General features: G+C 30.5%; 27 protein-coding genes. 19 read left to right on the top strand and 8 right to left on the bottom strand.

The features are described 5' to 3' along the window. The first annotated feature begins 5 nt into the window (after window positions 1-5). Window positions 6-1,187 (top strand): acetyl-CoA C-acyltransferase, encoded by a 1,182-nt coding sequence (locus F6464_RS00870; protein WP_151105861.1) that lies wholly within the window; start codon window positions 6-8, stop codon window positions 1,185-1,187. A 24-nt stretch (window positions 1,188-1,211) separates the two neighbouring features. Further along, window positions 1,212-3,002: an acyl-CoA dehydrogenase family protein gene (locus tag F6464_RS00865; RefSeq protein WP_151105860.1), complete on the top strand. Its 1,791-nt coding sequence runs from the start codon at window positions 1,212-1,214 to the stop codon at window positions 3,000-3,002. An 80-nt stretch (window positions 3,003-3,082) separates the two neighbouring features. On the opposite strand, the gene F6464_RS00860 is transcribed toward F6464_RS00865, so the two are convergent. Next, entirely contained in the window at window positions 3,083-4,354 is a 1,272-nt protein-coding gene (locus tag F6464_RS00860) for a BamA/TamA family outer membrane protein (protein WP_151105859.1), read from the bottom strand. A gap of 247 nt (window positions 4,355-4,601) precedes the next feature. On the opposite strand from F6464_RS00860, the gene F6464_RS00855 reads away from it, so the two are divergent. The 3 genes from F6464_RS00855 to F6464_RS00845 all read left to right on the top strand — a co-directional run bounded on the left by F6464_RS00855 (window position 4,602) and on the right by F6464_RS00845 (window position 7,280). Beyond that, window positions 4,602-5,126, top strand: coding sequence for a hypothetical protein (locus tag F6464_RS00855; RefSeq protein ID WP_151105858.1), 525 nt, complete (start codon window positions 4,602-4,604; stop codon window positions 5,124-5,126). Window positions 5,127-5,189: 63 nt separating this feature from the next. Next, the gene (locus tag F6464_RS00850) at window positions 5,190-5,951 is read left to right on the top strand and encodes a Fe-Mn family superoxide dismutase (protein ID WP_151105857.1); all 762 of its coding nucleotides are present in this window, start codon (window positions 5,190-5,192) and stop codon (window positions 5,949-5,951) included. Window positions 5,952-6,077: 126 nt separating this feature from the next. Continuing rightward, window positions 6,078-7,280, top strand: coding sequence for an LETM1-related biofilm-associated protein (locus F6464_RS00845; protein ID WP_151105856.1), 1,203 nt, complete (start codon window positions 6,078-6,080; stop codon window positions 7,278-7,280). 21 nt (window positions 7,281-7,301) lie between these two features. Here the strand turns inward: F6464_RS00845 and can are convergent, their stop codons facing one another. Both can and F6464_RS00835 read right to left on the bottom strand, forming a co-directional pair. Next, window positions 7,302-7,937, bottom strand: a complete 636-nt coding sequence (can, locus tag F6464_RS00840; protein WP_151105855.1) for a carbonate dehydratase — start codon at window positions 7,935-7,937, stop codon at window positions 7,302-7,304. Between the two features lie 107 nt (window positions 7,938-8,044). Beyond that, entirely contained in the window at window positions 8,045-8,968 is a 924-nt protein-coding gene (locus F6464_RS00835; protein ID WP_151105854.1) for a LysR family transcriptional regulator, read from the bottom strand. Window positions 8,969-9,057: 89 nt separating this feature from the next. Here F6464_RS00835 and F6464_RS00830 point away from each other — a divergent pair, with 89 nt between their 5' ends. The 5 genes from F6464_RS00830 (at window position 9,058) to F6464_RS00810 (ending at window position 13,286) form a co-directional block, all read left to right on the top strand. Next, window positions 9,058-9,342 carry a hypothetical protein gene (locus F6464_RS00830; protein ID WP_151105853.1) on the top strand — a complete coding sequence of 95 codons (285 nt, stop codon included), beginning with the start codon at window positions 9,058-9,060 and terminating at the stop codon, window positions 9,340-9,342. A gap of 9 nt (window positions 9,343-9,351) precedes the next feature. Further along, a complete protein-coding gene (locus F6464_RS00825) occupies window positions 9,352-10,188 on the top strand; it encodes a DUF6671 family protein (protein ID WP_151105852.1) in 837 nt (278 codons plus the stop codon). 3 nt (window positions 10,189-10,191) lie between these two features. Further along, on the top strand, window positions 10,192-11,163 hold the full coding sequence (locus tag F6464_RS00820; protein WP_151105851.1) for an L-threonylcarbamoyladenylate synthase: 972 nt from the start codon (window positions 10,192-10,194) through the stop codon (window positions 11,161-11,163). Between the two features lie 27 nt (window positions 11,164-11,190). Continuing rightward, window positions 11,191-12,147, top strand: coding sequence for a sodium-dependent bicarbonate transport family permease (locus F6464_RS00815; RefSeq protein ID WP_151105850.1), 957 nt, complete (start codon window positions 11,191-11,193; stop codon window positions 12,145-12,147). A 197-nt stretch (window positions 12,148-12,344) separates the two neighbouring features. After that, window positions 12,345-13,286 (top strand): LysR substrate-binding domain-containing protein, encoded by a 942-nt coding sequence (locus F6464_RS00810; RefSeq protein WP_151105849.1) that lies wholly within the window; start codon window positions 12,345-12,347, stop codon window positions 13,284-13,286. A 35-nt stretch (window positions 13,287-13,321) separates the two neighbouring features. Here the strand turns inward: F6464_RS00810 and F6464_RS14575 are convergent, their stop codons facing one another. The 3 genes from F6464_RS14575 to mnmD all read right to left on the bottom strand — a co-directional run bounded on the left by F6464_RS14575 (window position 13,322) and on the right by mnmD (window position 14,788). Then, a complete protein-coding gene (locus F6464_RS14575) occupies window positions 13,322-13,519 on the bottom strand; it encodes a hypothetical protein (RefSeq protein WP_151105848.1) in 198 nt (65 codons plus the stop codon). Window positions 13,520-13,738: 219 nt separating this feature from the next. Further along, a complete protein-coding gene (locus F6464_RS00800; RefSeq protein WP_151105847.1) occupies window positions 13,739-13,936 on the bottom strand; it encodes a hypothetical protein in 198 nt (65 codons plus the stop codon). 162 nt (window positions 13,937-14,098) lie between these two features. Next, window positions 14,099-14,788 carry a tRNA (5-methylaminomethyl-2-thiouridine)(34)-methyltransferase MnmD gene (gene mnmD / locus F6464_RS00795; protein ID WP_151105846.1) on the bottom strand — a complete coding sequence of 230 codons (690 nt, stop codon included), beginning with the start codon at window positions 14,786-14,788 and terminating at the stop codon, window positions 14,099-14,101. A 280-nt stretch (window positions 14,789-15,068) separates the two neighbouring features. Here mnmD and F6464_RS00790 point away from each other — a divergent pair, with 280 nt between their 5' ends. Continuing rightward, on the top strand, window positions 15,069-16,136 hold the full coding sequence (locus tag F6464_RS00790; RefSeq protein WP_151105845.1) for a branched-chain amino acid aminotransferase: 1,068 nt from the start codon (window positions 15,069-15,071) through the stop codon (window positions 16,134-16,136). A gap of 66 nt (window positions 16,137-16,202) precedes the next feature. Here the strand turns inward: F6464_RS00790 and F6464_RS00785 are convergent, their stop codons facing one another. Continuing rightward, window positions 16,203-16,586 (bottom strand): pyrophosphohydrolase domain-containing protein, encoded by a 384-nt coding sequence (locus F6464_RS00785; RefSeq protein ID WP_151105844.1) that lies wholly within the window; start codon window positions 16,584-16,586, stop codon window positions 16,203-16,205. Window positions 16,587-16,945: 359 nt separating this feature from the next. On the opposite strand from F6464_RS00785, the gene F6464_RS00775 reads away from it, so the two are divergent. Genes F6464_RS00775 through F6464_RS00760 form a run of 4 tightly spaced genes read left to right on the top strand, consistent with a single transcriptional unit; the run spans window position 16,946 to window position 19,571 of the window. Next, window positions 16,946-18,046 carry an SRPBCC family protein gene (locus tag F6464_RS00775; protein ID WP_151105842.1) on the top strand — a complete coding sequence of 367 codons (1,101 nt, stop codon included), beginning with the start codon at window positions 16,946-16,948 and terminating at the stop codon, window positions 18,044-18,046. A 60-nt stretch (window positions 18,047-18,106) separates the two neighbouring features. Beyond that, window positions 18,107-18,646 (top strand): RNA polymerase sigma factor, encoded by a 540-nt coding sequence (locus F6464_RS00770; RefSeq protein ID WP_225318008.1) that lies wholly within the window; start codon window positions 18,107-18,109, stop codon window positions 18,644-18,646. A gap of 24 nt (window positions 18,647-18,670) precedes the next feature. Beyond that, window positions 18,671-19,090 (top strand): hypothetical protein, encoded by a 420-nt coding sequence (locus F6464_RS00765; protein WP_151105841.1) that lies wholly within the window; start codon window positions 18,671-18,673, stop codon window positions 19,088-19,090. Between the two features lie 25 nt (window positions 19,091-19,115). Continuing rightward, complete coding sequence (locus tag F6464_RS00760; protein ID WP_151105840.1) at window positions 19,116-19,571, top strand: sensor of ECF-type sigma factor; 456 nt, start codon at window positions 19,116-19,118, stop codon at window positions 19,569-19,571. A 77-nt stretch (window positions 19,572-19,648) separates the two neighbouring features. Here the strand turns inward: F6464_RS00760 and F6464_RS00755 are convergent, their stop codons facing one another. Next, a complete protein-coding gene (locus tag F6464_RS00755; protein ID WP_151105839.1) occupies window positions 19,649-20,320 on the bottom strand; it encodes a carbonic anhydrase in 672 nt (223 codons plus the stop codon). Window positions 20,321-20,520: 200 nt separating this feature from the next. On the opposite strand from F6464_RS00755, the gene F6464_RS00750 reads away from it, so the two are divergent. The 4 genes from F6464_RS00750 (at window position 20,521) to F6464_RS00735 (ending at window position 26,303) form a co-directional block, all read left to right on the top strand. Further along, the gene (locus F6464_RS00750; protein WP_151105838.1) at window positions 20,521-22,497 is read left to right on the top strand and encodes a KUP/HAK/KT family potassium transporter; all 1,977 of its coding nucleotides are present in this window, start codon (window positions 20,521-20,523) and stop codon (window positions 22,495-22,497) included. 106 nt (window positions 22,498-22,603) lie between these two features. Continuing rightward, window positions 22,604-23,821 carry an RsmB/NOP family class I SAM-dependent RNA methyltransferase gene (locus tag F6464_RS00745; RefSeq protein WP_151105837.1) on the top strand — a complete coding sequence of 406 codons (1,218 nt, stop codon included), beginning with the start codon at window positions 22,604-22,606 and terminating at the stop codon, window positions 23,819-23,821. 176 nt (window positions 23,822-23,997) lie between these two features. After that, window positions 23,998-25,080 (top strand): endonuclease, encoded by a 1,083-nt coding sequence (locus tag F6464_RS00740; protein WP_151105836.1) that lies wholly within the window; start codon window positions 23,998-24,000, stop codon window positions 25,078-25,080. Window positions 25,081-25,202: 122 nt separating this feature from the next. Next, window positions 25,203-26,303 (top strand): endonuclease, encoded by a 1,101-nt coding sequence (locus tag F6464_RS00735; protein WP_151105835.1) that lies wholly within the window; start codon window positions 25,203-25,205, stop codon window positions 26,301-26,303. Window positions 26,304-26,379 lie beyond the last annotated feature (76 nt).

Genomic DNA, 26,379 nt, shown 5'->3' with positions numbered 1-26,379 from the left:
AAAATATGAAAACAGCATATATAGTAAAAGCATATCGTACAGCAGTTGGAAAAGCTCCAAAAGGACTATTTCGATTTAAACGCCCTGATGAATTGGCAGCCGAAACCATTCAGTTCATGATGAATGAATTACCCGATTTCGACAAGAAACGTATTGACGACGTTATGGTGGGTAACGCCATGCCAGAAGCCGAACAAGGTTTAAATGTGGGACGCTTAATTTCCCTTATGGGACTAAAAGTGACCGATGTTCCTGGAGTAACAGTCAACCGTTATTGTGCTTCTGGATTGGAAACTATCGGAATGGCAACAGCAAAAATTCAATCAGGAATGGCCGATTGTATCATTGCTGGTGGAGCAGAAAGTATGAGTTTTATTCCAATGGGTGGTTACAAACCTACACCTGATTACGCTGTTGCAAAAGCAGGAAACGAAGATTACTATTGGGGAATGGGTTTAACAGCCGAAGCCGTTGCTAAACAATTCAATATTTCTCGTGAAGATCAAGATGCATTTGCATTCAATTCGCATCAAAAAGCATTAAAAGCGCAAGCTGAAGGCAAATTCGATAAACAAATTGTACCCATTACTGTTGAACAAACATTCATCAATGAAAATGGCAAAAAAGAAACCAAATCATATACCGTAACAAAAGATGAAGGACCAAGAGCCGATACCAATATGGCTGCATTAGGAAACTTAAAGCCAGTTTTTGCTGCCGATGGTTCTGTTACTGCTGGAAATTCATCGCAAATGAGTGATGGGGCAGCATTCGTTTTAATTATGAGTGAAGAATTGGTAAAAGAATTGAACCTCACCCCTATTGCTCGATTAGTGAATTTTGCATCGGCTGGTGTTGAGCCAAGAATTATGGGAATTGGACCTGTAAAAGCTATCCCAAAAGCATTAAAACAAGCTGGATTAACATTAAACGATATTGGATTAATAGAATTGAACGAAGCCTTTGCATCGCAAGCATTAGCAGTAACTAGTGAATTGAATTTAAATCCTGAAATTATCAATGTGAATGGTGGGGCTATTGCACTTGGTCATCCATTAGGTTGCACTGGAGCCAAATTATCGGTACAATTATTTGACGAAATGAAACGCCGTGGTGATAAATACGGAATTGTGAGCATGTGTGTTGGAACTGGACAAGGTTCTGCTGGAGTTTATGAATTACTATAATCAACCTAAATAAAAAATAAAGAAATGAGCGATATAACAAGAGGAGGACAATTCCTAGTAAAAGAAACCAAATGCGAAGATGTATTTACGCCAGAAGATTTCTCTGAAGAACAAATCATGATGCGTGATTCAGTTAAAGAATTTGTGGATAAAGAAATTTGGCCTTACAAAGACCGTTTTGAAAAGAAAGACTATGCCTTTACAGAAGAGACAATGCGTAAAGCTGGCGAAATGGGCTTTTTAAGTGTTTCCGTTCCTGAATCTTATGGTGGAATGGGAATGGGATTTGTGGATACTTGCTTGGTTTGCGATTATATTTCTGGAGCAACAGGTTCGTTTTCAACTGCTTTTGGAGCTCATACAGGAATTGGAACGATGCCTATTACATTATATGGAACCGAAGAACAAAAACAAAAATACGTTCCCAAATTAGCTTCTGGTGAGTGGTTTGGCGCGTATTGTTTAACGGAACCAGGAGCAGGAAGCGATGCTAATTCAGGAAAAACAAAAGCCGTTTTATCAGATGATGGAAAAACATATTCGATTACAGGTCAAAAAATGTGGATTTCTAACGCTGGATTTTGTTCACTATTCATTGTTTTTGCTAGAATTGGTGATGACAAAAATATTACTGGTTTCATTATTGAAAATGACCCAAGTAACGGAATAACAATGAATGAAGAAGAACATAAACTGGGAATTCGAGCTTCTTCTACACGTCAGGTTTTCTTTGCAGATACTAAAGTACCAGTTGAAAATATGCTTTCTGAAAGAGGAAACGGATTTAAAATAGCGATGAACGCGCTTAATGTTGGACGAATTAAATTAGCAGCTGCTTGTTTAGATGCACAACGAAGAGTAACCTCTAATGCGGTGAATTATGCTAACGAAAGAATTCAATTTAACACACCTATTTCTCAATTTGGAGCCATTAGATACAAATTAGCCGAAATGGCAACTTCTGCCTATGCTGGAGAAAGCGCCACGTATAGAGCCGCCAAAGATATCGAAACCCGAATCAAATTGCGAGAAGCCGAAGGAACATCACATCAAGAAGCCGAGTTAAAAGGTGTTGAGGAATTTGCTATCGAATGTTCGATTTTGAAAGTAGCTGTTTCAGAAGACGTTCAAAATTGTGCCGATGAAGGCATTCAGATTTATGGTGGCATGGGATTTTCAGAAGATACGCCAATGGAAAGTGCTTGGAGAGATGCACGTATTGCACGTATTTATGAAGGAACCAATGAAATAAACAGAATGTTATCGGTAGGAATGTTGATCAAAAAAGCCATGAAAGGTCATATTGATTTATTAGGTCCTGCTTCTAAAGTTCAAGAGGAATTAATGGGAATTCCATCCTTTGACACACCTGATTATTCAGTACTTTTTTCAGAAGAAAAAGAATTACTTGGGAAACTAAAAAAAGCGTTCTTAATGGTTGCTGGTGGTGCCGTTCAAAAATACGGTCCTGATTTAGATGGACATCAACAATTATTAATGGCTGCCGCCGACATATTAATCGAAATCTATATGGCAGAAAGCACCGTTCTTAGAACTGAAAAGTTAGCTAAAAAACAAGGTGAAGATAAAGTACAAGAACAAATAGCAATGGCAAAATTGTATTTGTACAAAGCTGTAGACATTGTTACTCAAAAAGGAAAAGAAAGCATTATCTCTTTTGCCGAAGGCGATGAACAACGTATGATGTTAATGGGATTACGCCGTTTTACAAAATATACTAATATGCCAAATATTGTAGGTTTAAGAGAAATAATTACTGCCAAGTTAGTGGCTGAAAATGGTTATTGTTTCTAATAAAATTAAATTATTTGTTGTAAAAAAACCGCAACTGTTGTCATAATCAGTGCGGTTTTTTTTATGAAAAAAAACTTGATTTAGAAAGTCTCTCCTGCATTTAAATAAAAAGCTTCGGAATTTCTACCCCATCCATAATTTGCAATAATATTGGTTCGTGTTGGTTTATCAATTAAAATTCGTAAACCTAAACCAACCGATGGCTGAATGTATTGAAATAACTTTATATTATTTTCTTTGTTACTTGCAGTAGTAAAATTAGAAAAAAGAGTGCCACTAAGGAGTTTATTACAACTAATTGGAAATCTGTATTCTGTTTCAAAATAAACCAAATTAAAACCCCTAAAAAGTCCCTGTGTATATCCTTTACCTCCTCTACTACGCTGATCCCAACCAATTGAAGGCAAATTTAAATATGGCACATTCCCATTAATTAAAAATTGTCCGTAGGTCCAAAAAGCCAATACATGTTGGAAATTAGTTTTACTTAAAGGTAGAAAATAACGGTATTCAGAATAGAGAACCTGACTTGACTGTTGGTTTCTTCCTACTTGAGGATTAATTCTATAATTAATATTAGCAAACCAACCCGAATTGGTATTTACTTGATTGTCTCTTGAATCAAAAACCATATTCATACTAAGTCCATTTACATAATATTCTGCATCTGTAAAGCCATATTTCTTACTATAGTTGTAATGATTGGTCAATTGATTGTTGGCAACATCTAATTTTTGATCAACAATATTAGTGTATCCATCAACATGTAAACCTGCTCCAAAATACAAATTCTTAATTACTTGAAAAGAAACTGTTTGGTGAAACTTAAAATAATTATACTTCATTGGTTCTTCTATAGATTCAAACTGAAAATCAGTATCTTTCCTATTATTAGGAATTATATCAGTGCCTAAGCCGAAATTTCCTTGTGAAAAAACATAATACCGCCAGTCACCACTTAAATATATTTTGTTATCATTTAAAATTAAATTGTTTTTTAAATTAACCAACAATTGATTTTTGGTAGTGAATGTCGCCCCTAAATTAACCGAAGAAAATTTATCAATTATACTTTTTCCTTTAAATGTAAATTGAGCAACAGTTCCGTACATAAAACCATTGGCTGGTTGAACTCCAATGATTGGTATAATTAAAAAAAAACTATTTTTCATCGGTTTAATAACCAAAACCGAATCTTTTTTCTTGAAAATTTCTGGAAGTGATTTTATTGGACAAACTTTCGTAGAATCTTTTTTTGATTGACCTATAACGCTGAATTGCATAAAAACAAAAAATAAAAGCAAAAAGGCTTTAAACAAATATTTTGTTGATAAAATAACTTTCGTTTTCATTATTTTCTGCTTAAAAAACCTGATGAATTCAATAATAGTATCACTAAAAACATTTTTTATATTAAAGCGCATTTTTTTTAATTAGAAATACAATTTTATAAACTAAAAAGGGTTTTGTTAATTATAAAATTAAGCATTGCAAAAATACAGAAACAAAAACCAAATCTTATCCTAAAAAACATCTTTGATTTGATTTTTTTTTGATTGTATTTTATAGTTTACTATTTTCGTTAAAAATAAATGTAAAATGAAAATATTAGGAATAGGTTCTAGAATTCAACATGCTGAATACGGTAAAGGTGTAATTACTAATGTATCTTCTAAGGAATATTGGGTAACTTTTATTGAAAATGGGTTAGAAACAATTACAATTGATAGTGAATTTGAAGTCATTGAAGCCGCAGAAAACGAAGTAGACACAATTAGTTTTTATGATGTTGAAAAAAGCTTGCTTCAAATTCTAAAAAAATGGTCTGATATTTCTGAAATTGTTCCAATCGCTGATAAATGGAAAGGCGGAAAAATAATTTTAGATCCGGGACAAGCTGGATTAGCCGCTAAAGAAATTCCGATTGATACTTTCTTTCATAAAATCATTATGGTTCGTGATCGTGTTAGAGTAATGGAACAAAAAATTAACGCTAGTAAAATTGAAGAAATTGAAAAAGTAGAATTGCAACAATACATTACTAGAATATATGGTAGTCTAACTACTTTTAATGTTTTATTCAAATCGACTACTGATTATTTTGTTGGTGAAAAATCGAAATAATTTTAAGTTAAATTTAATTACTACTTGCCATTAAATCCTTAATTTTATAAGAAATTAAGTAATATGGAAAATAATAATTCTCGAAGAGATTTTTTAAAGAAATCGGCACTTGTTTCGGCAGGAGTATTTATAGGTTCAAGCCTAGTGAATCATACTTATGCAAATACTAATAACTCTTTTTTAGAAACTTTTTCTCTAAATAAAGATGGTCAATATACATTACCAAATCTACCGTATGCTTATGATGCTTTAGAACCACATATTGATAAAATGACAATGGAGATACATCATAGCAAACACCATCAGACCTATGTTACAAACTTAAACAAAGGGCTTGAATCATTAGAAACTAGTTTGTTAGAATCATCAAAAACAATGGAATCGATATTTAAAAACATGTCAAAATTTCCAGAAATCATTCGCAATAATGGTGGCGGACACTTTAACCATAGTTTATTTTGGAATATGATGCATCCAAATGGTGGTGGTGAACCTAAAGGAAAATTGGGTATAGCAATTAAATCTACTTTTGGAAGTTTTGAAGAGTTTAAAAAACAATTTAGTGAAGCCGCCTTAAAACGCTTTGGTTCAGGTTGGGCTTGGTTAGTAGTTACTGATGGTAAATTGGTTATCACTTCTACAGCAAATCAAGACAACCCATTAATGGATATTCCTACTGTAACAATACAAGGTAAACCTATTTTAGCTTTAGATGTTTGGGAACATGCTTATTATCTTAAAAATCAAAACCGTAGAGCAGATTATATTGCTTCATTTTGGAATGTTGTAAATTGGGATACAGCCGAAACTATGTTTAATTCATAAACATTATATTTTATCTTGGAATAATAAGAGCATCATTTCATTAAAACGCTACCAAATGGATAAATATGGAATGTAAATTTTTGCTCATTCATAAAAAAACTTAGCTTTGTAGCTTAAAGAGTAGCTATGATTAATCCTTCAGCACCAGGTTGGATAGACAAATTTTTTATTGAACATAAATTCTCTAAAGAATCAGTTTCAAAATCGGACGAAATTTTTTATAATAAGGTAAGAAATACTGGGTTTATTTATGGCCATATTGTAGCCATTGCAACCCAAAATACGATTAAAATTGATGATTGGTTTAAATCTGAAATTTCTAAAATAGCATTATTAAATACCTTATTTGAACTCTTTTGCCTGACAAAAGACAGTTGCGATTCTGAAAATTTTATCATTCAAACTGTAGCTTTTTATAATGAAATGAATCCTCAAGGTTTTACTTTATTTAAAAAAATATTACCCACAAACTCCCCATCTTTAACTTTAGAAAAAATTATTGACGAGCGTGTTCAGACCAATGAAAACAGTATCAGCAAAAACTTTACCCATCTTGTTACAAATGCCTTGTTATTTATAGATGTTTTAGCTTTTCGGGAATATTTAATTCATGGCAGTATTCCTGAAAAATATCTTAAAAAGATAGAGGAAAATGTTGTAAATGTTTTAGCTTTAGCTCTTAAAATAAAATCAAATAAATCGCAACACGATGACTTATTGATTAAACTTTTTGAAGCATCAATACGATATAGTAAATTTTCCAAAGGTACTATTCAAAGTATAGAAAATTTGGAACTCGATTTTTTTTCACATGAATTAGAAAAAAAATATTTAATTGATATTGCGGGGATGGCAATGTGGAATGACGGCGAAATTGAAAATAACGAAGCCTATTTTTTATATAAACTTGCTGAAATTTTAAAGGTTTCGGAAGATTTTGTAAATCAAAGTATTCAAGATACTAATGACTTCATAATCAAACATAAAAAAGACATACCTTATTTTAATTATTCAAATCCGGTAAAACATTTTTACGACCATACAACTCAAAGTGTTGTAACACTTATTACTCGGAATAAAAAAAGATTAATTAAAGAAATTCTTCAAAGCAAAGAATTGATGGTGTTATTAGCATATTCTACCCGAAGAGATTTAAACGAAAAAGAAAAAAAGAAAGTTAAAAAACAAATCTTAGACATTTGCAAAACCATTCCGTCTCTTACAATATTTTTATTACCAGGCGGAAGTTTATTATTGCCTATTTTAATTAAATTTATCCCTACTTTATTACCATCTGCCTTCAATGAGAATCTGGATGAAAATGAATAATAAAAAGCTGTAAAACTGGTATTAAAATTTTAATTGATACACTTTATCTAAATCCTTATCAGAACTAATATTTACATCTAAATCAGTTACAAAACCCGAATTTAAGCCATAAGCCCATCCGTGAAGGGTTAAGTCTTGCCCTTTTTTCCAAGCTGACTGAACGATTGATGTTTTGGCTAAATCGTAAACTTGCTCTTTCACATTAAGTTCAACAAAAGCATTAAATCGATCATTTTCATCAACAATTGAATCTAAATAACTTTGATGCAAACGGTAAACATCTTTTATATGTCGAATCCAATTGTCTATTATTCCAATAGAATCGTTACCCATAGCAGCTCTAATACCCCCACAACCATAATGCCCACAAACTATGACGTGCTTAACTTTTAAAACATTAACAGCATAATCTAAAACACTTAACATATTCATATCAGAATGTACAACCATATTAGCAATATTTCGATGTACGAATACTTCGCCAGGTTTTGCACCTATAATTTCGTTTGCAGGAACACGACTGTCCGAACATCCTATCCACAATAATGGTGGTGTTTGTCCTTTTGCGAGATCTTGAAAATAATTAGGATCGGATGCCAAAGCGGTTTCAACCCAAATCCTATTGTTATCTAATATTTTTTTGTAAAAGTCTGACATAATGATTATTAAAACTTGTTTATGATTTAAGTTTTTTGAGAGACGAATTTAAACTAAATAAAACTAATATTTAGTTTAAAATAATTGCAATATTAATTCAAAAAAAATTAAAGAGTATGAATCCATGAAAAATGATTCGCTACAATTTGCGCTTTCTCTTTCTTTAAAAAATTTAAATAGGCTTGTGCAACAGGACTAAGAGCTTTATTTTTAAGCCAAACCAATCTCCAATCAGATTTTATAGGAAAACCAGAAACTGGAATTATTTGCAACTCTTTGCTTTGCAATTCATTTCTAGAACCAATCAATGGCATTATAGAATATCCCAAACCTGATATTACGGCCTGCTTAACAGCTTCATTTGAAGTTAATTGCAATTTCATAGGAGCTTTAATTTCGTTTCTTTCAAAAAATTGTTCCATTACCAATCGAGTTGCAGAACCCTCTTCTCTATATATCAGAGGTATTTCACTAAAAATAGATTTATTAAAGGGTTTATCAGGAATAACTACTTCATTGTTACCAATGAGATATAATTTGTTTTCCAATAGAATTTCAGAATTCAAATTAACATCTTTAGGTAAAACAGAAACCAAAGCAAAATCGACTTCATTATTTTCTAAACTTTTTATTACTTTAGATTTATTTGTTACATCCATGTTTAAATCAATTCCAGTATTTAATTTCAAAAAATCGGATAAAAAATAAGGCATTACATATTTACCTGTTGATACAACTGAAATAGTTAATTTTCCTGATAAAATTCCCTTAAACAACATGGTTTTATAGTTAATTGCTTGAACTTCATTTATGATTTTTTGAGCCGTTTCTACAATTTCCAATCCAAAATCTGTAATATATAATTGCCTTCCTACAACCTCAGTTAAGGGAATATCAAACTGATTCTGCAAATTTTTCATTTGAATGGACACCGCAGGTTGTGTCAAGTTTAAAGCCTCAGAAGCTTTTGTAATACTTTTAGTTTCTGCAACTTTTAAAAATATTTGTAATTGATGAAGCGTATAATTCATAAAATATATTAATGTTTATCATAACAAATATAAATAAAAATTTATAAAAAAATAGAAATAGGTTTGCAGAGTAAAAGACAATAGTAGTTATGGAAGCAAATAAAGAATACAAATTTCAATTAATAGAAGGAGATTTTACCCCAACTGAAGCATTGAAAATTCTTATGTCAGTAATAAACAGCAAGATTAAGTTTCATCAATTAGATTCTTTTAGCAATCAAATTCGTTTTAATAGTGACGCATCACATTCCAAAAAAAGAATCGAAGCTCTTACTGAATCTAATGAGGCAATAAAAAAAATCATTAAAGAAGCAGAAGATAAAGGGATGAAACTTAAAATTAACAGTACAATTGAAATTGTCTTAACCCAGTAATTACAATACATGTTTGAGGGAAGAAAGTTAATCATTGCAACACAGCATCAAAAAGAAAAGGTAATTGTACCTATTTTTGAAAGTAATTTAGGTATAAATTGCTTTACTCCTGATAATTATAATACGGATATTTTTGGCACTTTTTCAGGAGAATTAGAAAGAACTTTGAATTCTTATGAAACGGTTAAAGCAAAATGTATTGCTGCAATGAAAGAATACAATTGCGATTTAGGAATTGCAAGCGAAGGATCTTTTGGGGCTCATCCTAGTATTTTTTTTGCCAATGCCGATGATGAAATCCTAATTTTTATTGATTTAAAAAATGATATAGAAATAGTAGTTCGTGAAATAAGTCTTGAAACCAATTTTAACGCAACAAGCGTTACTAATTATGAAGAACTTATTGATTTTTCAAATAAAGTACAATTTCCATCTCATGCGATAATATTGAAAAATGCTGAAAAAGATTTTAGTATTATTGCTAAAGGAATACATACATGGGATGATTTGAAAGAAAAGTATGCAGAAATTTCGTTAAAATATACTACGGTTTATGCAGAAACTGATATGAGAGCGATGTATAATCCAACTAGGATGAAAGTTATTGAAAAAGCAGCTTGCAAACTAATTGAAAAAATTAAATCTAAGTGTCCAAAATGTGAAACGCCAGGTTTTGGAATCACCTCAACAAAAACAGGATTAAAATGTAGTCTTTGCGGAAGCGAAACGCGATCAATAAAATCACATATTTATTCTTGTTTGAAATGCAATTATGAAACCGAAGAAATGTTTCCTAATGGAAAAAAATGGGAAGACCCAATGTATTGTGATTATTGCAATCCGTAGATTATGAAAAAAGAAATTAAAGTAGCTGCAAATTTATTACAACAAGGATATGTTGTTGCTATTCCAACTGAAACAGTATATGGATTAGCTGCAAATGCATTCGATGAAAAAGCTTTAGCACAAATTTTCGAAATAAAAAAGCGACCCTTATTTAATCCTTTAATAGTTCATATTAAGTCTATTGACTATTTACATACTATTGCCAAAAATATTCCAGCTATTGCATTAGACTTAGCAAACCATTTTTGGCCGGGAGCTTTAACCTTAGTATTAGAAAAAAAATCAATTATTCCTGACATTGTTACAGGAGGAAAGAATACGGTAGGAATTAGAATCCCTTCGCATACAATTGCTTTATCACTTCTAGAAAAATTAGATTTTCCTTTAGCTGCACCGAGTGCCAACCCTTTTGGATATATAAGTCCAACCACTTCTGAACATGTAAAAAAACAATTAGGTGATAAAATCCCCTATATATTAGAAGGCGGTTCATGCGAAAAAGGAATCGAGTCAACTATAATTGGTTTTGAAAATAATAAACCAATATTGTATAGAGTTGGGGCCATTTCTAAAGAAGAAATTGAAAAAATTATTGGTAAAATAGAAACTAAAAATACGGCATCAGCATCACCTGAAGCTCCAGGAATGTTAAGCAAACATTATTCACCTAAAACAAAGTTCTTCGTTTCTGAAAATATTTCAGATAATATTGAAAACAATATAAACAAAAACATAGGATTTCTTCTTTTTAAAAAAACGAGCCAACCTCTTTCTTATAATAAGTATATTCAATTATCATTAAATGAAGATATTAATGAGGCTGCACAAAATTTATATGCTGCAATGCATAGACTGGACGCTATGAATTTTGAGGCTATTTATGCGGAAAAAGTACCCGAAAAAGGAATAGGAATTAGCATAAACGACCGATTATATAGAGCACAAGAAGAAAATTTTGACTTTACAATCGAATAAACAAAAACTAACAAATAAACAAAAACTATGAATACAACAATTTTAATGGATAATCTTACGAGTCCCGCATTACTATTTTTCTTATTAGGAATAATTGCAGTACAGGTAAAAAGCGATTTAGAAATTCCCGAAAATTCATCCAAATTTATTTCACTCTATTTGTTATTCTCCATAGGATTTAAAGGCGGACAAGAGCTTGCACACAGCACTTTAAATATGGATATATTTTGGTCAGTAATGTTTGGTATTTCAATTGCATTAATTGTTCCTTTTTATACTTTTTTTATTTTAAAAAAGAAACTTGGAGTAGAAAATGCAGGTGCCATTGCTGCAGCTTATGGCTCAGTAAGTGCTGTAACTTTTGTAACTGCAATCTCATTTTTAGAACTACAAAAAATAAACTTTAACGGTCACATGGTCGCCATAATGGCATTAATGGAGGCTCCCGCAATAATTGTTGGTGTGATATTAATTTCCTTTTACAAAAAAAATAGTGACATTAAAATTTCAGGAATAATTAAACATTCATTCACTAACGGTAGTGTTATTTTAATTGTTGGTAGTTTAATTATCGGGATGTTGGCTAGCGATAGTCAGGCTCAAGGTATAAAACCTTTTACAACTGATTTATTTAAAGGATTTTTAGTAATTTTCTTGCTCGATATGGGTATGACAAGTGGAAGAAAATTATCAGACTTTATTAAAAATGGTTGGTTTACGTTTGCATTTGCCATTTTGATACCGCTTATAAATGGTTGTTTAGTTGCCATTTTAAGTGGATATATCACTCAAGAAATAGGCGATCGTTTTATATTTTCAGTACTTGCAGCAAGTGCTTCTTATATAGCAGTGCCTGCAGCCATGAAAATAGCTGTTCCTAATGCAAACCCAGGTTTATATCTACCTATGGCATTAGCAGTAACTTTTCCTTTTAATATTACGATTGGATTGCCATTATATTACGCTGTAATAACAATGTTCTAATCTAAGCTTTTGTTAACTAGATGACTTTAAAAGTTTGATGATTATAAATTCATCAAACTTTTTTCTTTTATAAAAAACTTCTAAATAGCTTGATTAAAGTAACTTAAAAAATTAACTCAATTTTAATTGTGAAAGTTTCTTTTTTTACCATAAATTAAATCGATTGTTTTTACATTTGCATCAAAATTTATTATATAATGACAATTACACAATTGAAATATGTTTTGGCTGTTGCCGAACATAAAAATTTTACTCTCGCAGCCGAAAAATGTTTTGTAACTCAACCTACCTTGAGCATGCAAATACAAAAAATTGAGGAAGAATTAAGCATACAAATATTTGATAGGACAAAAAAACCAATCCAACTAACCGATATTGGTCAAAAAATTGTTACTCAAGCCAAAAATATAGTAAATGAAGCCGATAGAATTCAGGATATCGTTGAGCAACAAAAAGGATTTATTGGTGGCGAGTTTAGATTAGGAATCATTCCAACTATTATGCCAACTCTGTTGCCTATGTTTTTGAATAATTTTATTAAAAAGTATCCAAAAGTAAAGCTAATCATTGAAGAACTCAATACCGAAGAAATTGTAACAAAGTTAAAAAACGGACATCTTGATGCTGCTATTGCAGCAACTCCGCTGATGGAAGATAAAATTAAGGAAATTGTTTTATATTTTGAGCCATTTGTTGCTTATATTCCAGAGGGGCATAAAAATCACGAAAAGCACGAGATTGAAGTTTCTGATTTGAATCTTGATGACATTTTATTGTTACAAGATGGACATTGTTTTAGAGACGGAATAATGAATTTATGCAAAAATTATAGTAAAAGTGAAATCAATCATTTTCAAATAGAAAGCGGAAGCTTTGAAACCTTAATAAAATTAGCTGATGAAGGTTTAGGAATAACGTTGTTGCCTTATCTTCACACTTTAGACCTAAAAGACAAAGATAAATTAAAATTAAAACATTTCAAGGAACCTAAACCAGCCAGAGAAATAAGTATAATCTATCCGAAAAATGAATTAAAAATTCAAATTATAGATGCGCTTAGAAATACTATATCTGGAGTTATAAGAGGGGCAATTGCTTTTCAGAATGTAGAAATTATAAGTCCTCTAAATAAAAAATAAAAGAAGGATCATTTAGCTCCTTCTTTTATTTTAAACTAACTAACAATACTAATGTATTGCCTTAGTTCAGGATGTTCAGTTGATGTAAAATTCTGCAACCATTTTTTTAGTTGTTCAATTTCATATGGCAATAAATTTTTTATTGCTTTTCTCAATTCTTTACAAAAAAGAATCGGATCAAAACTTACTCTCTCGAGCACAGATTTTGTGTAGTCGTAAATCATTCTAGGCATAATACTAAGATTTAGGGGTTATCTTAAATAATTAACTTTCGGTAAATATAAAATAAAAAAACATTCAACACAATAAAAATAATTAAAAAAAGACGTTTAAGTGCTATAAAAAACGATAAATAACGTTAAAATATTTATTTTTAAAGATTTAACTTACAATATAAATCTGCAAATAAAACTATATTAATAAAAAAAAGAGCCATTTAAGCTCTTTTAAAATTATTTGTTAACATAAATAAGACACTGCCTTAATTCAGGTCTTTCAATTGTATAGCTTAATAGCCATTCCGTTAATTGTTCGATTTCATAAGGCAAAAGCACTTTTAATGCTTTCTCTAATTCTTTACAAAAAAGTTGAGGATCAAAACTTACTCTTTCAAGTATGCTTTTTGTGTAAGCAAACATGGTTCTTTTCATATGTTGACATTTATTTTTTATTGGTCTTATGTAATTCGCATATCAACAATCGTGTTTGCGAAAAATTAACAACTCATTTCATGGAATTACAAACTTTTTTTATGTATTATATAAATAAATTGTTTAATCAAATTTAAATAAAATAAGTTTAGATTTTACAAACTAAATGTTAATTGACAATAATATAAGTTCTTTTTTTGTCGCCCTAAACATTTCTCTTTTCCCTGGAGGTCCTGCTAATTTTTCAACAATAAAACCTACTTCAATCATGCTTCGCTTTACAACTCCTCTAGCTGCATAAGTTACAAGAGTTCCATTTGGTTTTAAAGAAGTATACATCTTTCTGAAAATTTCTGTACTCCATAATTCTGGTTGCACTCTATACCCAAAGGCATCAAAATAAATCAAATCAAACTGTTCTATATCATTAATATTTTCAAAAAACTGTTTTCTTTTGGTTAATGAAAATGTATTTGACAACCTATTCTTTTGTTCCCAAATACTTGAATGCATTGCTTTGAAAATTAAATCTTGATCAACTGCTTCTAATTCATTAACATAATTCATGGCAAGAATCTCATCAGATGAAATAGGAAAAGCTTCTACTCCAACATAATCAATGTTCAAATTGAGTTTTGGAGCTTCTAAAAAAGTAATAAATGCATTTAAACCAGTACCAAAACCTATCTCCAGGATGGAAATAGATTTATTTTGAAATAATGAAAGTCCATTCTTAATAAATACATGCTTCGCCTCCTGAATGGCACCATGTTTAGAATGATAGCATTCATTCCATTCTTGGAGTTGAATAGTTGTTGAACCATCAAGTGTTTGTATAATCTCTCTTCTCAAATTATTTTTTATATAATAGACTTTTAAATTACAAAATTAACCAATGCAAAATGTAAAAGCTTTAATAAATCTATTTTTTATTAGATATTTAATATAATTTATAATAAATATGATAACTTTTTTAGAATATAAACAAATCATCAGTAAATTCTATTTTAAATAGATTTTTGGCAAGTTTTTTGCTAAATTTTATTTAATTTTGCATGTATTGTTTGTGTGTAATGTACTATTCAAAACAATAATTTCAAGCCAATTCATAATATAAAATAAATTCATTATCATGAGTACAACTCAAACTAGTAAAATTGAAATAATTAAAGCTACGACTACAAAAATAAATTCAGTTGACTTTGAAAACTTGAGTTTCGGAGCAGTTTTTACAGATCATTTATTTGAATGTGATTATAAAAATGGTGAATGGCAAAAACCTGTTGTTAAACCCTATGCTCCTTTTTTAATAGATCCTTCTACTAGAGTTTTTCATTATGGTCAAGCCATTTTTGAGGGCATGAAAGCCTATAAAGATGATAATAATGATGTTTGGCTTTTTAGACCCGATGAAAATTATAAAAGATTCAATAAATCTGCAGTTAGAATGGCAATGCCCGAAGTACCAGAATATATTTTTATGGAAGGGCTTAATGAGTTACTTCGATTGGATGAGTCGTGGATAAAAAAAGGGAAAGGAAATACAATGTATATAAGACCTTTCATGATTGCCACTGGTACAGGAGTTGTTGCAAATCCTTCGGATGATTATAAATTTATGATTCTTTTATCGCCAGCTCGATCGTATTATTCAGGTGAAGTAAAAGTGCTTATTGCCGAACATTTTAGTCGTGCGGCAAATGGTGGTATTGGCGCAGCAAAAGCTGCAGGTAACTATGCAGCACAGTTTTACCCAACTAATCTAGCTAACAAAGAAGGTTTTCAACAAGTAATTTGGACAGATGACGCCACTCATACCATGTTGGAAGAAGCTGGAACCATGAATGTTTTCTTTAGAATAAATGATACATTACTCACTGCACCAGTTAGCGAAAGAATACTTGACGGAGTAACAAGAAAAAGCCTCATCGATTTAGCAAAAAGTAAAGGAATAAATGTAGAAGTTAGACCAGTTTTAGTACAAGAACTTGTAGAAGCCTCTAAAAATGGCACATTGAAAGAAATTTTTGGAGCAGGAACTGCTGCAGTTGTAAATCCTATTGTTGGATTTTCTTATAGAGATGTTTATTATGAATTGCCAAAAATTGAGAATTCATATGCATTACAACTTAAAGAACACTTAACCAATATTCAGCATAAATTAGCAGATGATACTTTTGGTTGGACTGTAAAAGTTTAGTTTATTTTTTATTATAAAAAAGAGGGTTTTCAATTGAAAACCCCTCTTTTTAGATTTATTACACTCTTATTTCAATATTTTTGAAAAATCTGGTTTAAAATAATTTGGTCCTTTCATTACTTTTCCGTCTTCACGATAAATAGGATTTCCGTCTTCATCCAACTTACTCATATTACTACGTTGAATTTCGTCGAAAACTTCCTCAATTTTATGTTGCAAACCATGTTCAATAATAGTTCCACACAAAATGTACATCATATCGCCCAATGCATCTGCAATTTCTATTAAATCATTGTTTTGAACCGCTTCTAGGTATTCTTCATTTTCCTCTTTCATTAAATTAAATCGCAGAATATTTTTCGATTCCCCTAAATCGGCTATTGGATGTTCACTATGACCTATAGCAAATGCGGTATGAAATTCCTTAACGGCGTTCAGTTGTTTTTGCATTTTATAAATAAATTAAATCATGGTGCAAAATAATAACTTTTGTTTACAATTGACTATTTTTGTAGAAAATAATTATAATTATGTTTAGTACTGGTCAATGGATTTTTGCCGCTTTATTTTTAATCACTTTTGTTATTATTATGATTTTTTCTTATCGGAAAGATATAAACATACATCAAACATTTTATAAAGGCTCCTATAAAGTTTTAATTGCTTTTATTTTATTCATAGTTTTACTTTTCATTATAAAAGTAACTATGAAACGTTAATTTAGAATTTGAAAAGTGATTAAGTAGAATAAATACTATTAAACATCAGTTAAAAATTATAACTTTACAAAAGCAATTAATTGTAAAATCATGAAAATTTTAAAATATATATTTCTGCTCTTTTTGTTAACTCTTTTTGCATCAACAGTTTTTGTTGCTACTCAAAAAGGAGATTTCGATGTAACAAGAAGTCGTGTGATAAAATCACAAAGAAGTACTGTTTTTAATTATGTGAACGATTTTAGAAATTGGGAGACTTTTGGTTCTTGGAAAAAGGAAGACCCAGAAATGACTTTTTCTTATCCTAATAATACTGTTGGCGTTGGGGCCAATTATTCCTGGAAAGGGAAAGACGGTGACGGAGAAATGAAAACCATAGCTGTAAAAAACAATGTTAGTATTCATCAAAAAATGGACTATAACGGCTCTCTTTCAGATGTTTATTGGACATTTAAAGATACGGCAGGAGGAACAAAAGTAACATGGAGATCTAAAGGAACTATGGGTTTTGGTTTTAAAGTTTATAGTGCTTTTAAAGGCGGACCGAGTAATGTTATAGGTGATATGTATGAAAAAAGCCTAATCAATTTAGATAAAACTTTAGATTATGAAATAAACACCTACTCTATTAAAGTGGCTGGTGTTGTACAAAAACTCGGTTGCTTTTATTTAAGACAGAGTATTACCTGTAAAATAAGTGATGTGCCAAAAAATTTACGCATCATGATTCCAAAAATTATTAATTTCTTTAAGAAAAATAAATTAGTAATGTACGGAAAACCATTTGTTTTGTATCATACTTATGATGTAGCTTCTGGAATTACCAAACTTTCGGTTTGTATTCCTATAAAAGAAGTGGTTTACACTAGTGAAGGGAGCGATATTACTTCTGGACAATTGTATCCGTTTAAAGCTGTAAAAACTATTTTAAAAGGGGACTATTCTCACAGCAAAGAAGCTTGGAGAAAAACTTTTGTATATATAGCAAAAAATAATTTGTCTCAAAATACAAACGTGGCTTCTTTAGAGCTGTACTATAAAAACATGGAGCAAATTGCAAATCCTTCACAATGGATTACCGAAATTTATATTCCTATTCAATCTAAAACAGCAGTCGTTGAGAAATCTAAACCTGCTGAAAAACCTCTTGAAACTCCTGTTGAACAAGCTGTTGAAACTGCCGAACCTTGATTTTTTTTGTGGAAGAATTAAACCTTTTTCATTAATTGCATTCTAACAGAAAACATTTCTTTGGAAGAGAAAGATTTCATACAAAAACTATTGAATCCTAAAACGCAAAATGTGGCGTTTCAGGAACTATTGCATGAGTATCAAAAACCATTGTATAATCATATTAGAAATATCGTTTTGAATCATGATGATACCGATGATGTTTTGCAAAACACATTTGTAAAAGTTTTTCAACATCTTAAAAACTTCAAAGGGGATAGCAAATTATTTTCTTGGATGTATCGCATTGCAACAAATGAAGCCATCACATTTATTAATCTGAAATCAAAACGAAACGGGACTACAAGTGAAGCGTTGCAAAGTAAAATAGTTGACAATTTAAAAGCAGACTCTTTTTTTGATGGAAATGAAATTCAAATAAAATTACAAAAAGCAATTACACTTTTACCAGAAAAACAACAATTGGTTTTTAAAATGAAATACTTTGAAGAAATTAAATACGAAGCAATGTCAGATGTTTTAGGAACATCAGTGGGTGCCTTAAAAGCATCCTATCATCATGCTGTAAAAAAGATTGAAATTTACATGATTTCGAATTAAACCTTTTAAAAAAAATAATGTCCTATGACTATGAATGAATTTAAATTAGATGAACAACCCAAAATTAAATCAGGATTTAAAGTTCCTGAAAATTATTTTGATGATTTTTCAGCTAAAGTATTAAAACAATTACCTGAAAATGAGCCAAAAATAATTACACTTTTTACTAGAAAAAAAACTTGGCTCTATGCAGTCGCTGCTATTATAATTATAGCTTTATCGATACCTATTTATACAACTATTTTAACACAAGAAAGCACATTAGACAAAACAACAATAGAAAATTATCTAACAAATCAAGATGCAATTTCAGATGATGAGCTAGTGAATTTATTAGATGAAGACGATATTCAAAAAATGAAAATAAATTTTAATATTGAAGATAAAGCTATCGAAGATTTACTTTCTACAAATTCTAATTTAGAAGAATACATAATTAATTAATCTTATTTTATAAAAACATAAATTTATGAAAACGAAAAATTTACTATATCTGTTTTTTATTTTATTAACAGTAAATAGTTTTTCTCAAAACCGATTTAAAGAAAAAAGAGAAAAAATTAAAGCCTTAAAAGTAGCTTATATTACTGATGAACTCAAACTCAATTCCGATGAAGCTGCTAAGTTTTGGCCAATTTACAATGCTTTTGATGATAAACAACGTGAGTTAAAACAAGAAAAAATGCGCTCTTATATGGATCGTTTTAATGGCGGTGAAGTTGAAAAAATGAGTGAAAAAGAGGCTTTAAATTTCTTGAATCAAATGGAGAATACTGAAGAAGAATTATTTCAGCTTCGTAAAAAATTCATTATAAATTTAAAAGGAATACTGGCTCCTATAAAAATTATAAAACTCAAAAAAGCCGAAGATGACTTTAACAGAAAACTACTTCAACAATACCGAGACAAAAACAATCCTAAATAGAGTTTAATCAAAAAAAAAAAATAGTTTTTAATCCGGATACAAAGATTAAAAACTATTGAAATTGGTTTAAATTAAAATTATTTTTTTTGGAAAGTGTTCAAAAAATCAGGTTCTAAAAATTCAACTTTTCCGGATGCTAAATCATATACCGCACCAACTATTTTAGTATCTCCACTTACAACAGCTTTTGTCAATACAGGTTCCATATTTTGCAATTGTTGCACTTGCATAGCTACATTAATTTTAACAGCATTCTCTATTTGGTCACCATCGTGAGTTTTTGCTAATTGCGCTGCTGGTTTTATAGCGTTTATTAAAGTCACAATATGACCCGGAACATCAGGAACTTTACAAGCTGCAGCTACTGCACCACATTTTGTATGCCCCATAACCACAATTAATTTTGCGCCCAAAACAGCATTTGCAAATTCTATACTTCCCCAAGATGCAAATGAAGAAACTTGTCCAGCAGTTCTAACAATAAATAGATCTCCTAAACCTTGATCAAAAATAATTTCGCTAGGAACTCTCGAGTCAGAACATCCAACAATTATTGCGAAGGGTTTTTGACCCAAAGACACTTCTTTAACACGTTCTAAGTTTTGATGTGGACGAATACTTTTGCCTTCCACAAAACGTTTGTTTCCTTCTTTTAATAGTTGCAATGAACTTTCGGCAGTTACTTGTGCTTGAAAAGTTGAAAATGTAATTGATAATAATACTGTAAAAACTAAAGTAATCTTTTTCATAATATATATTTGTTTTAAGTTGTGGCAAAGATAAAATAACTAAATATATAAACATAATTAATGTTTTTAATGTAAAATATAAAAATTATTAATGAATTTTGATTTTATTTTTTATTAACTACAATTATTCAAGATTTTGAATTTAATTTATTCAAATTAATATTATAATAGTAATTTTGTAGTTTTTATAAATATAAAATATGAGCTCTCTACATCAAAGCCTTCACAAAAAATTAACTTTAGGTGGTTTATTAATTTCTTTAGGAATAATTTATGGTGACATTGGTACATCTCCTTTATATGTAATGAAAGCAATTTTAGGATTGGACTTTGCTATAAATAAAGACCTTGTGCTTGGCGGAATTTCTTTAGTTTTTTGGACCTTAACGTTACAAACTACCATAAAATATGTCCTTATTACTTTGAGTGCAGATAATAATGGAGAAGGTGGTATTTTTGCTCTATATGCATTAGTCAAACGCACAAAAATAAAATGGCTTATTATTCCAGCAATTATAGGAGGAAGTGCTCTACTTGCAGATGGTATTATAACCCCTCCAATTTCAGTATCCTCTGCTGTTGAAGGAATTAGAAATTTTTATCCTAAAATTAATACAATCCCAATTGTTATTGGGATTTTATTTGTTCTATTTACTATTCAACAATTCGGCACTAAACTTGTTGGAAAGTTTTTTGCCCCTATAATGCTACTATGGTTCTCCATGTTAGCTATAATAGGAATCATTCAAATTTCAGGTAATTTAGAAGTTTTAAAAGCTGTAAATCCGTATTATGCCTATCATCTTTTAATGGCAGATAAAGGGATTAATCCTGAAGGTTTTTTTGTTCTAGGGTTTGTTTTTTTATGTACAACAGGTGCTGAAGCGCTTTACTCAGATATGGGTCATTGCGGACGAAAAAACATACGGATTAGTTGGATATTTGTTAAAACAACACTTATTTTAAACTATTTTGGTCAAGCTGCTTTTTTAATGAAACATGAAGGAGTAACTCTTAGAAGTTTAGGCGGCTCTAATGCAAATCCGTTTTATTTATCAATGGCAACATGGTTTCAACCAATAGGAATTGTGATTGCAACTATGGCGGCAGTAATTGCCTCTCAAGCATTAATTAGTGGTTCTTTTACATTAATAAACGAAGCTATGCGTTTAAACTTTTGGCCAAAAGTAAAAATAAAATACCCTACTGAACTAAAAGGGCAATTATACATTCCATCCATAAATTGGCTTTTATTTTTAGGTTGCGTAGGAATTGTTTTGCATTTTGAAGAGTCAAGTAATATGGAGCATGCCTATGGACTAGCAATTATTTTATGTATGATTATGACAACGGTATTATTAAATTATTATTTAATAATGAAAAGAGTAAAACTGTATTTTATTATGCCACTTATAGCCATTTATGTAATAATAGAATTTTGTTTTCTGTATGCAAATGTTACAAAATTTGCTGATGGAGGTTATGTAACCCTAATAATTGCAACAATATTAATTCTACTAATGTCTACCTGGTATATGGCCAAACAAATTAGTAAAAATTATACTAAGTTTGTTAAAATTGATGACTATAAAAAAGTAATGGCAGAGCTAAGTGTTGACTTGTCTATTCCTAAATACGCCACACATTTAGTTTACATGACTAATGCAAGCCGAACAGATGAAATAGAAGAAAAGGTAATGTACTCCATATTACAGAAAAGACCAAAAAGAGCCGATCTTTATTGGTTTGTACATGTAAATATATTAAATGAACCTTATAAAAAAGAATATAAAGTTACTGAAATTATAAAAGATGACATTTTTAGAATAGATTTTAATTTAGGATTTAGAGAACCTACAAAAATCAATTTAATGTTCAAAGAAGTTTTGAAAGATATGGTAAAAAATGGAGAAGTAGATGTTACCAGTCGTTACGAATCCCTTAATAAAAATAATATCCTTGGTGATTTTAAATTTGTATTGTCCGAAAAATTCTTGTCAAATGATAGTGATATGTTGTGGCACGAAAAGTTAATTATGAACACCTATTTCTTTATTAAAAAATTCAGTTTGTCTGAAGGAAATGCGTTTGGTTTAGACAGTAGTTCTGTAAAAATTGAACAATTCCCTTTAGTATTGCATCCACCAGAAAAAATATATTTAACTCGAATAAAATAATTAATAAAATACTGCTTTCAGCAGTATTTTTTTTGAATCAAAAGCAACAAATAATAACAGGTAAAATTCGTCTTTAAATAGTACCTTTGCGGCTCAAATATAAAAAATGAGATTACACAGAAATTTAGTTTACACTACTATTGATTCCCTCAATGCGATTTTTAATGAAGGTGAATATGCCGATAAAGTAGTGGCAAGAGCCTTAAAAAAAGACAAGCGTTGGGGAAGTTCTGATAGAAAATTTGTAGCAGAAACTATTTACGAAATTGTTCGTTGGAAAAGATTATACGCTGAAATTGCTGAAGTTAAAGAGCCTTTCGATAGAGACAATCTTTGGAGAATGTTTTCGGTTTGGGCAGTTTTAAGAGGCTACCCTATTCCTGATTGGAGACAACTTGAAGGAACACCTGAACGAAAAATTAAAGGACGCTTTGACGAACTTTCTAAAATTAGAGCACTCAAGGAATCTATTCCGGATTGGATGGATGAATTAGGTGTAAAAGAATTAGGTGAAAAAGTTTGGGCTACAGAAATTGCTGCACAAAACCAACCAGCTAAAGTAATTTTGAGAGTCAATACATTAAAAACTACTAAAGAAAAATTACATGCCATTTTAATGGATTTGAACATTGAAACGGAGTTTTTAAAAAACCAACCAGATGCATTAGTCTTAAAAGAAAGAGCTAACGTATTTCTTACGGATGCTTTTAAAGAAGGATTTTTTGAGGTACAAGACGCCAACTCTCAGTTGGTTGCGCATTTTTTAGATGTAAAACCAGGCATGCGAGTTGTAGATACTTGTGCAGGCGCGGGTGGAAAAACACTACACATAGCCTCGTTAATGGAAAATAAAGGGCAATTGATTGCGATGGATTTGTATGAAAGTAAATTGAAACAATTGAAACTCAGAGCCAAAAGAAATGGTGCTTTTAATATTGAATACCGAATTATTGACACCACAAAAGTCATTAAAAAATTACATGAAAAAGCAGATAGAGTTTTGATTGATGCGCCATGTAGTGGATTAGGGGTTTTAAAAAGAAATCCGGATGCCAAATGGAAATTGCAACCCGAATTTATTGATAATATAAGGAAAGTACAAGCTGAAGTTCTAGAAAGTTATTCTAAAATAGTAAAGCCTGGTGGAAAATTAGTATACGCAACATGTTCAGTGTTACCGTCTGAAAATCAAGAACAAGTAAAAAAATTCCTAACAACTGATATTGGTAAAAGTTTTAATTTTATAAAAGATGCAAAAATTCTCGCTTCCGAATCTGGATTTGATGGATTTTACATGGCGCTATTAGAACGAAAAATTAATTAATTTTAAAACACATAAATTACAAAAAACAGTCTCTAAAATTGTTTTTTCTACAATTACATTTGTTAAATTTTAAATAAAAATGATTTTTATACTGTAAACAATGATTTTTATTTAAGAATATAAGCTAAATTTGTTTCCTTAAAACAATCTACATTAAATTGTTATTAAATTTTACTATGAAAAATAATTATTCTCTTTTTCTACTCCTTTTTGTTTTTATAGCAGTCGCCCAACCACCAGCTGGATATTACAATACAGCTACTGGCACTGGATATGCTTTAAAAACTCAACTTGCTACGATTATTACTAAAAATTATTTAGATCAAACCTATCCTGGATTGTACAATACTTATACTACATCTGATGTAGATTTATTTTATGAAAACGACGGGACTATGTTAGATGTTTACACTGAAAATCCAACAGGTCCAGAATGTGAGTTTACATATCCTACTGGCAGAGACGATGGAACTTTAGGAAATAATGAATGTGAAAGATACAATAGAGAACATTTAATTCCACAATCTGTATTTGCATCTGCAACTCCAATGTACTCTGACGCTCATTTTGTTTTACCTTCTGACAAACATGTAAATGGGCAGAGAGGTGACTTGCCTTTTGGTGTTGTAAATGTTGCTAATTGGACTTCAATGAATGGTTCAAAAAGAGGGTCTAATTTAAATTCTGGCTATTCCGCAGGTTATGTAGGAACCGTTTTTGAGCCAATTGACGAATTTAAAGGAGATGTTGCAAGATGTTTATTGTACTTTGCTACTCGATATGAAGATGTTGTTGCTAGTTATAACTTTACAATGTTTAATAATACTTCTAACCAAGTTTTTACTGATACATTTAAAAATATATTACTCACTTGGAATGCTCAAGATCCTGTCAGTCCTAGAGAAATAAGACGAAATAATGCTATTTATTCGCGACAAAAAAACAGGAATCCATATATCGATAATAATTCTTATGTTGCAAAAATATGGGGAACTCCTCTAGGAACAAGTACGTATGAAATGGTATCTAAAATTTCTGTCTTTCCTAATCCTACTAATAGTCGTGCTATAAATATTCAATCCGAAAGTACCCTTGATGCTATTGAATTAATTACTATAAATGGTCAATTGATACAACAAATAAAGAACCCTATTTTACAAAATAATTTGTATAGAATGGGTAACCTAACACAAGGATTTTACATTTTAAAATTAACTTCTGGAGGTCTAACCATAACTAAAAAGGTAATTATAAATTAATTCTCAAATATTTTAACAATTAAAGATGTCTTCATTAATAGAGGACATTTTTTTGTTTACAATGAACAACTGCAATTATTACAACCAAAATAAAATACTTTTGTAAAATCGAAATTTGTCGAATGAAAAAACTAATTATACCTATTCTTCTACTTTGCATTAATTTTGCATACTCGCAAGCTGGAGCTCCTGCTACACCGTACTATAACGGATTTAATTTTAATCAAACTGGATTAGCATTAAAACAAGCTTTAGCAAAAAAAATTACCGAAACTCATACCTATATCTTGACTTATGCTCAAGCAGAAAATGCGATTCGATTTACCGATTTAGATCCTGATGATGCCACTAAAACCAATTTGCTTTTGGTGTATGGGTTTAGTCCATCAATTTGTGATGGCAGTGAAATACCATTAGATGAGAATGATCATAGAAGAAGAAATAAAAATGATGATGGAACTGGTTCTTGCCAATGGAATAGAGAGCACACCTATGCGAGGTCTTTAGGAACTCCTAATCTAGAGTTTACAGAAGCAAATTCTGATGTACACCATTTACGCCCTTCAGATGTAGAAAGGAATGCAGATCGTGGTAGTGAAAAATTTGGCATTGGCTCAGGCAATTCTGGAACTGTTGGAAATGAATGGTATCCAGGAGATGAATGGAAAGGCGATATTGCAAGAATGATGATGTATATGTATTTGCGCTATGGAGATCAATGTTTGCCAGGAAATGTTGGAGTTGGAAAGCCTGTTGCAAATGATCCTGCCATGATTGATTTATTTTTAAATTGGAATGCTGAAGATCCTGTATCTCAATTTGAGGATAATAGAAATACCTATCTAGGAAACGTAAACAATTTTTATGCTCAAGGCAATAGAAATCCATTTATAGACAATCCATATTTAGCAACTCTAATTTGGGGCGGAACAAAAGCAGAAAATCGCTGGCCTAATGTTTTATTGTCGACCATTAATTTTGATTTATTTTCATCGCTGGTTATATATCCAAATCCAACAAGCAACAACAAAATAGACATTAAAACCGAAACTATTCTTGACGAAATAACTTTGATAAATATTAACGGTCAATTAATTCAGCAAATTAAGAATCCTATATTGCAAAATAATACCTACTCCTTAGAAAATTTAACGAAAGGATTTTACTTTTTAAAATTAACTTCTAATAAACAATCTGTTACTAAAAAAGTAATTGTGAACTAATTTCAATCGTAAATTTAATAAACCAAAAAAATCCGATGTACATTCCTACATCGGAGTTTTTTTTATTGCAAATTAT

Origin of the sequence: Flavobacterium luteum, assembly GCF_008806775.1 — a bacterium.
Taxonomy (GTDB): Bacteria; Bacteroidota; Bacteroidia; order Flavobacteriales; family Flavobacteriaceae; genus Flavobacterium; species Flavobacterium luteum.
This window is presented reverse-complemented; position numbering and strand designations above follow the sequence as displayed.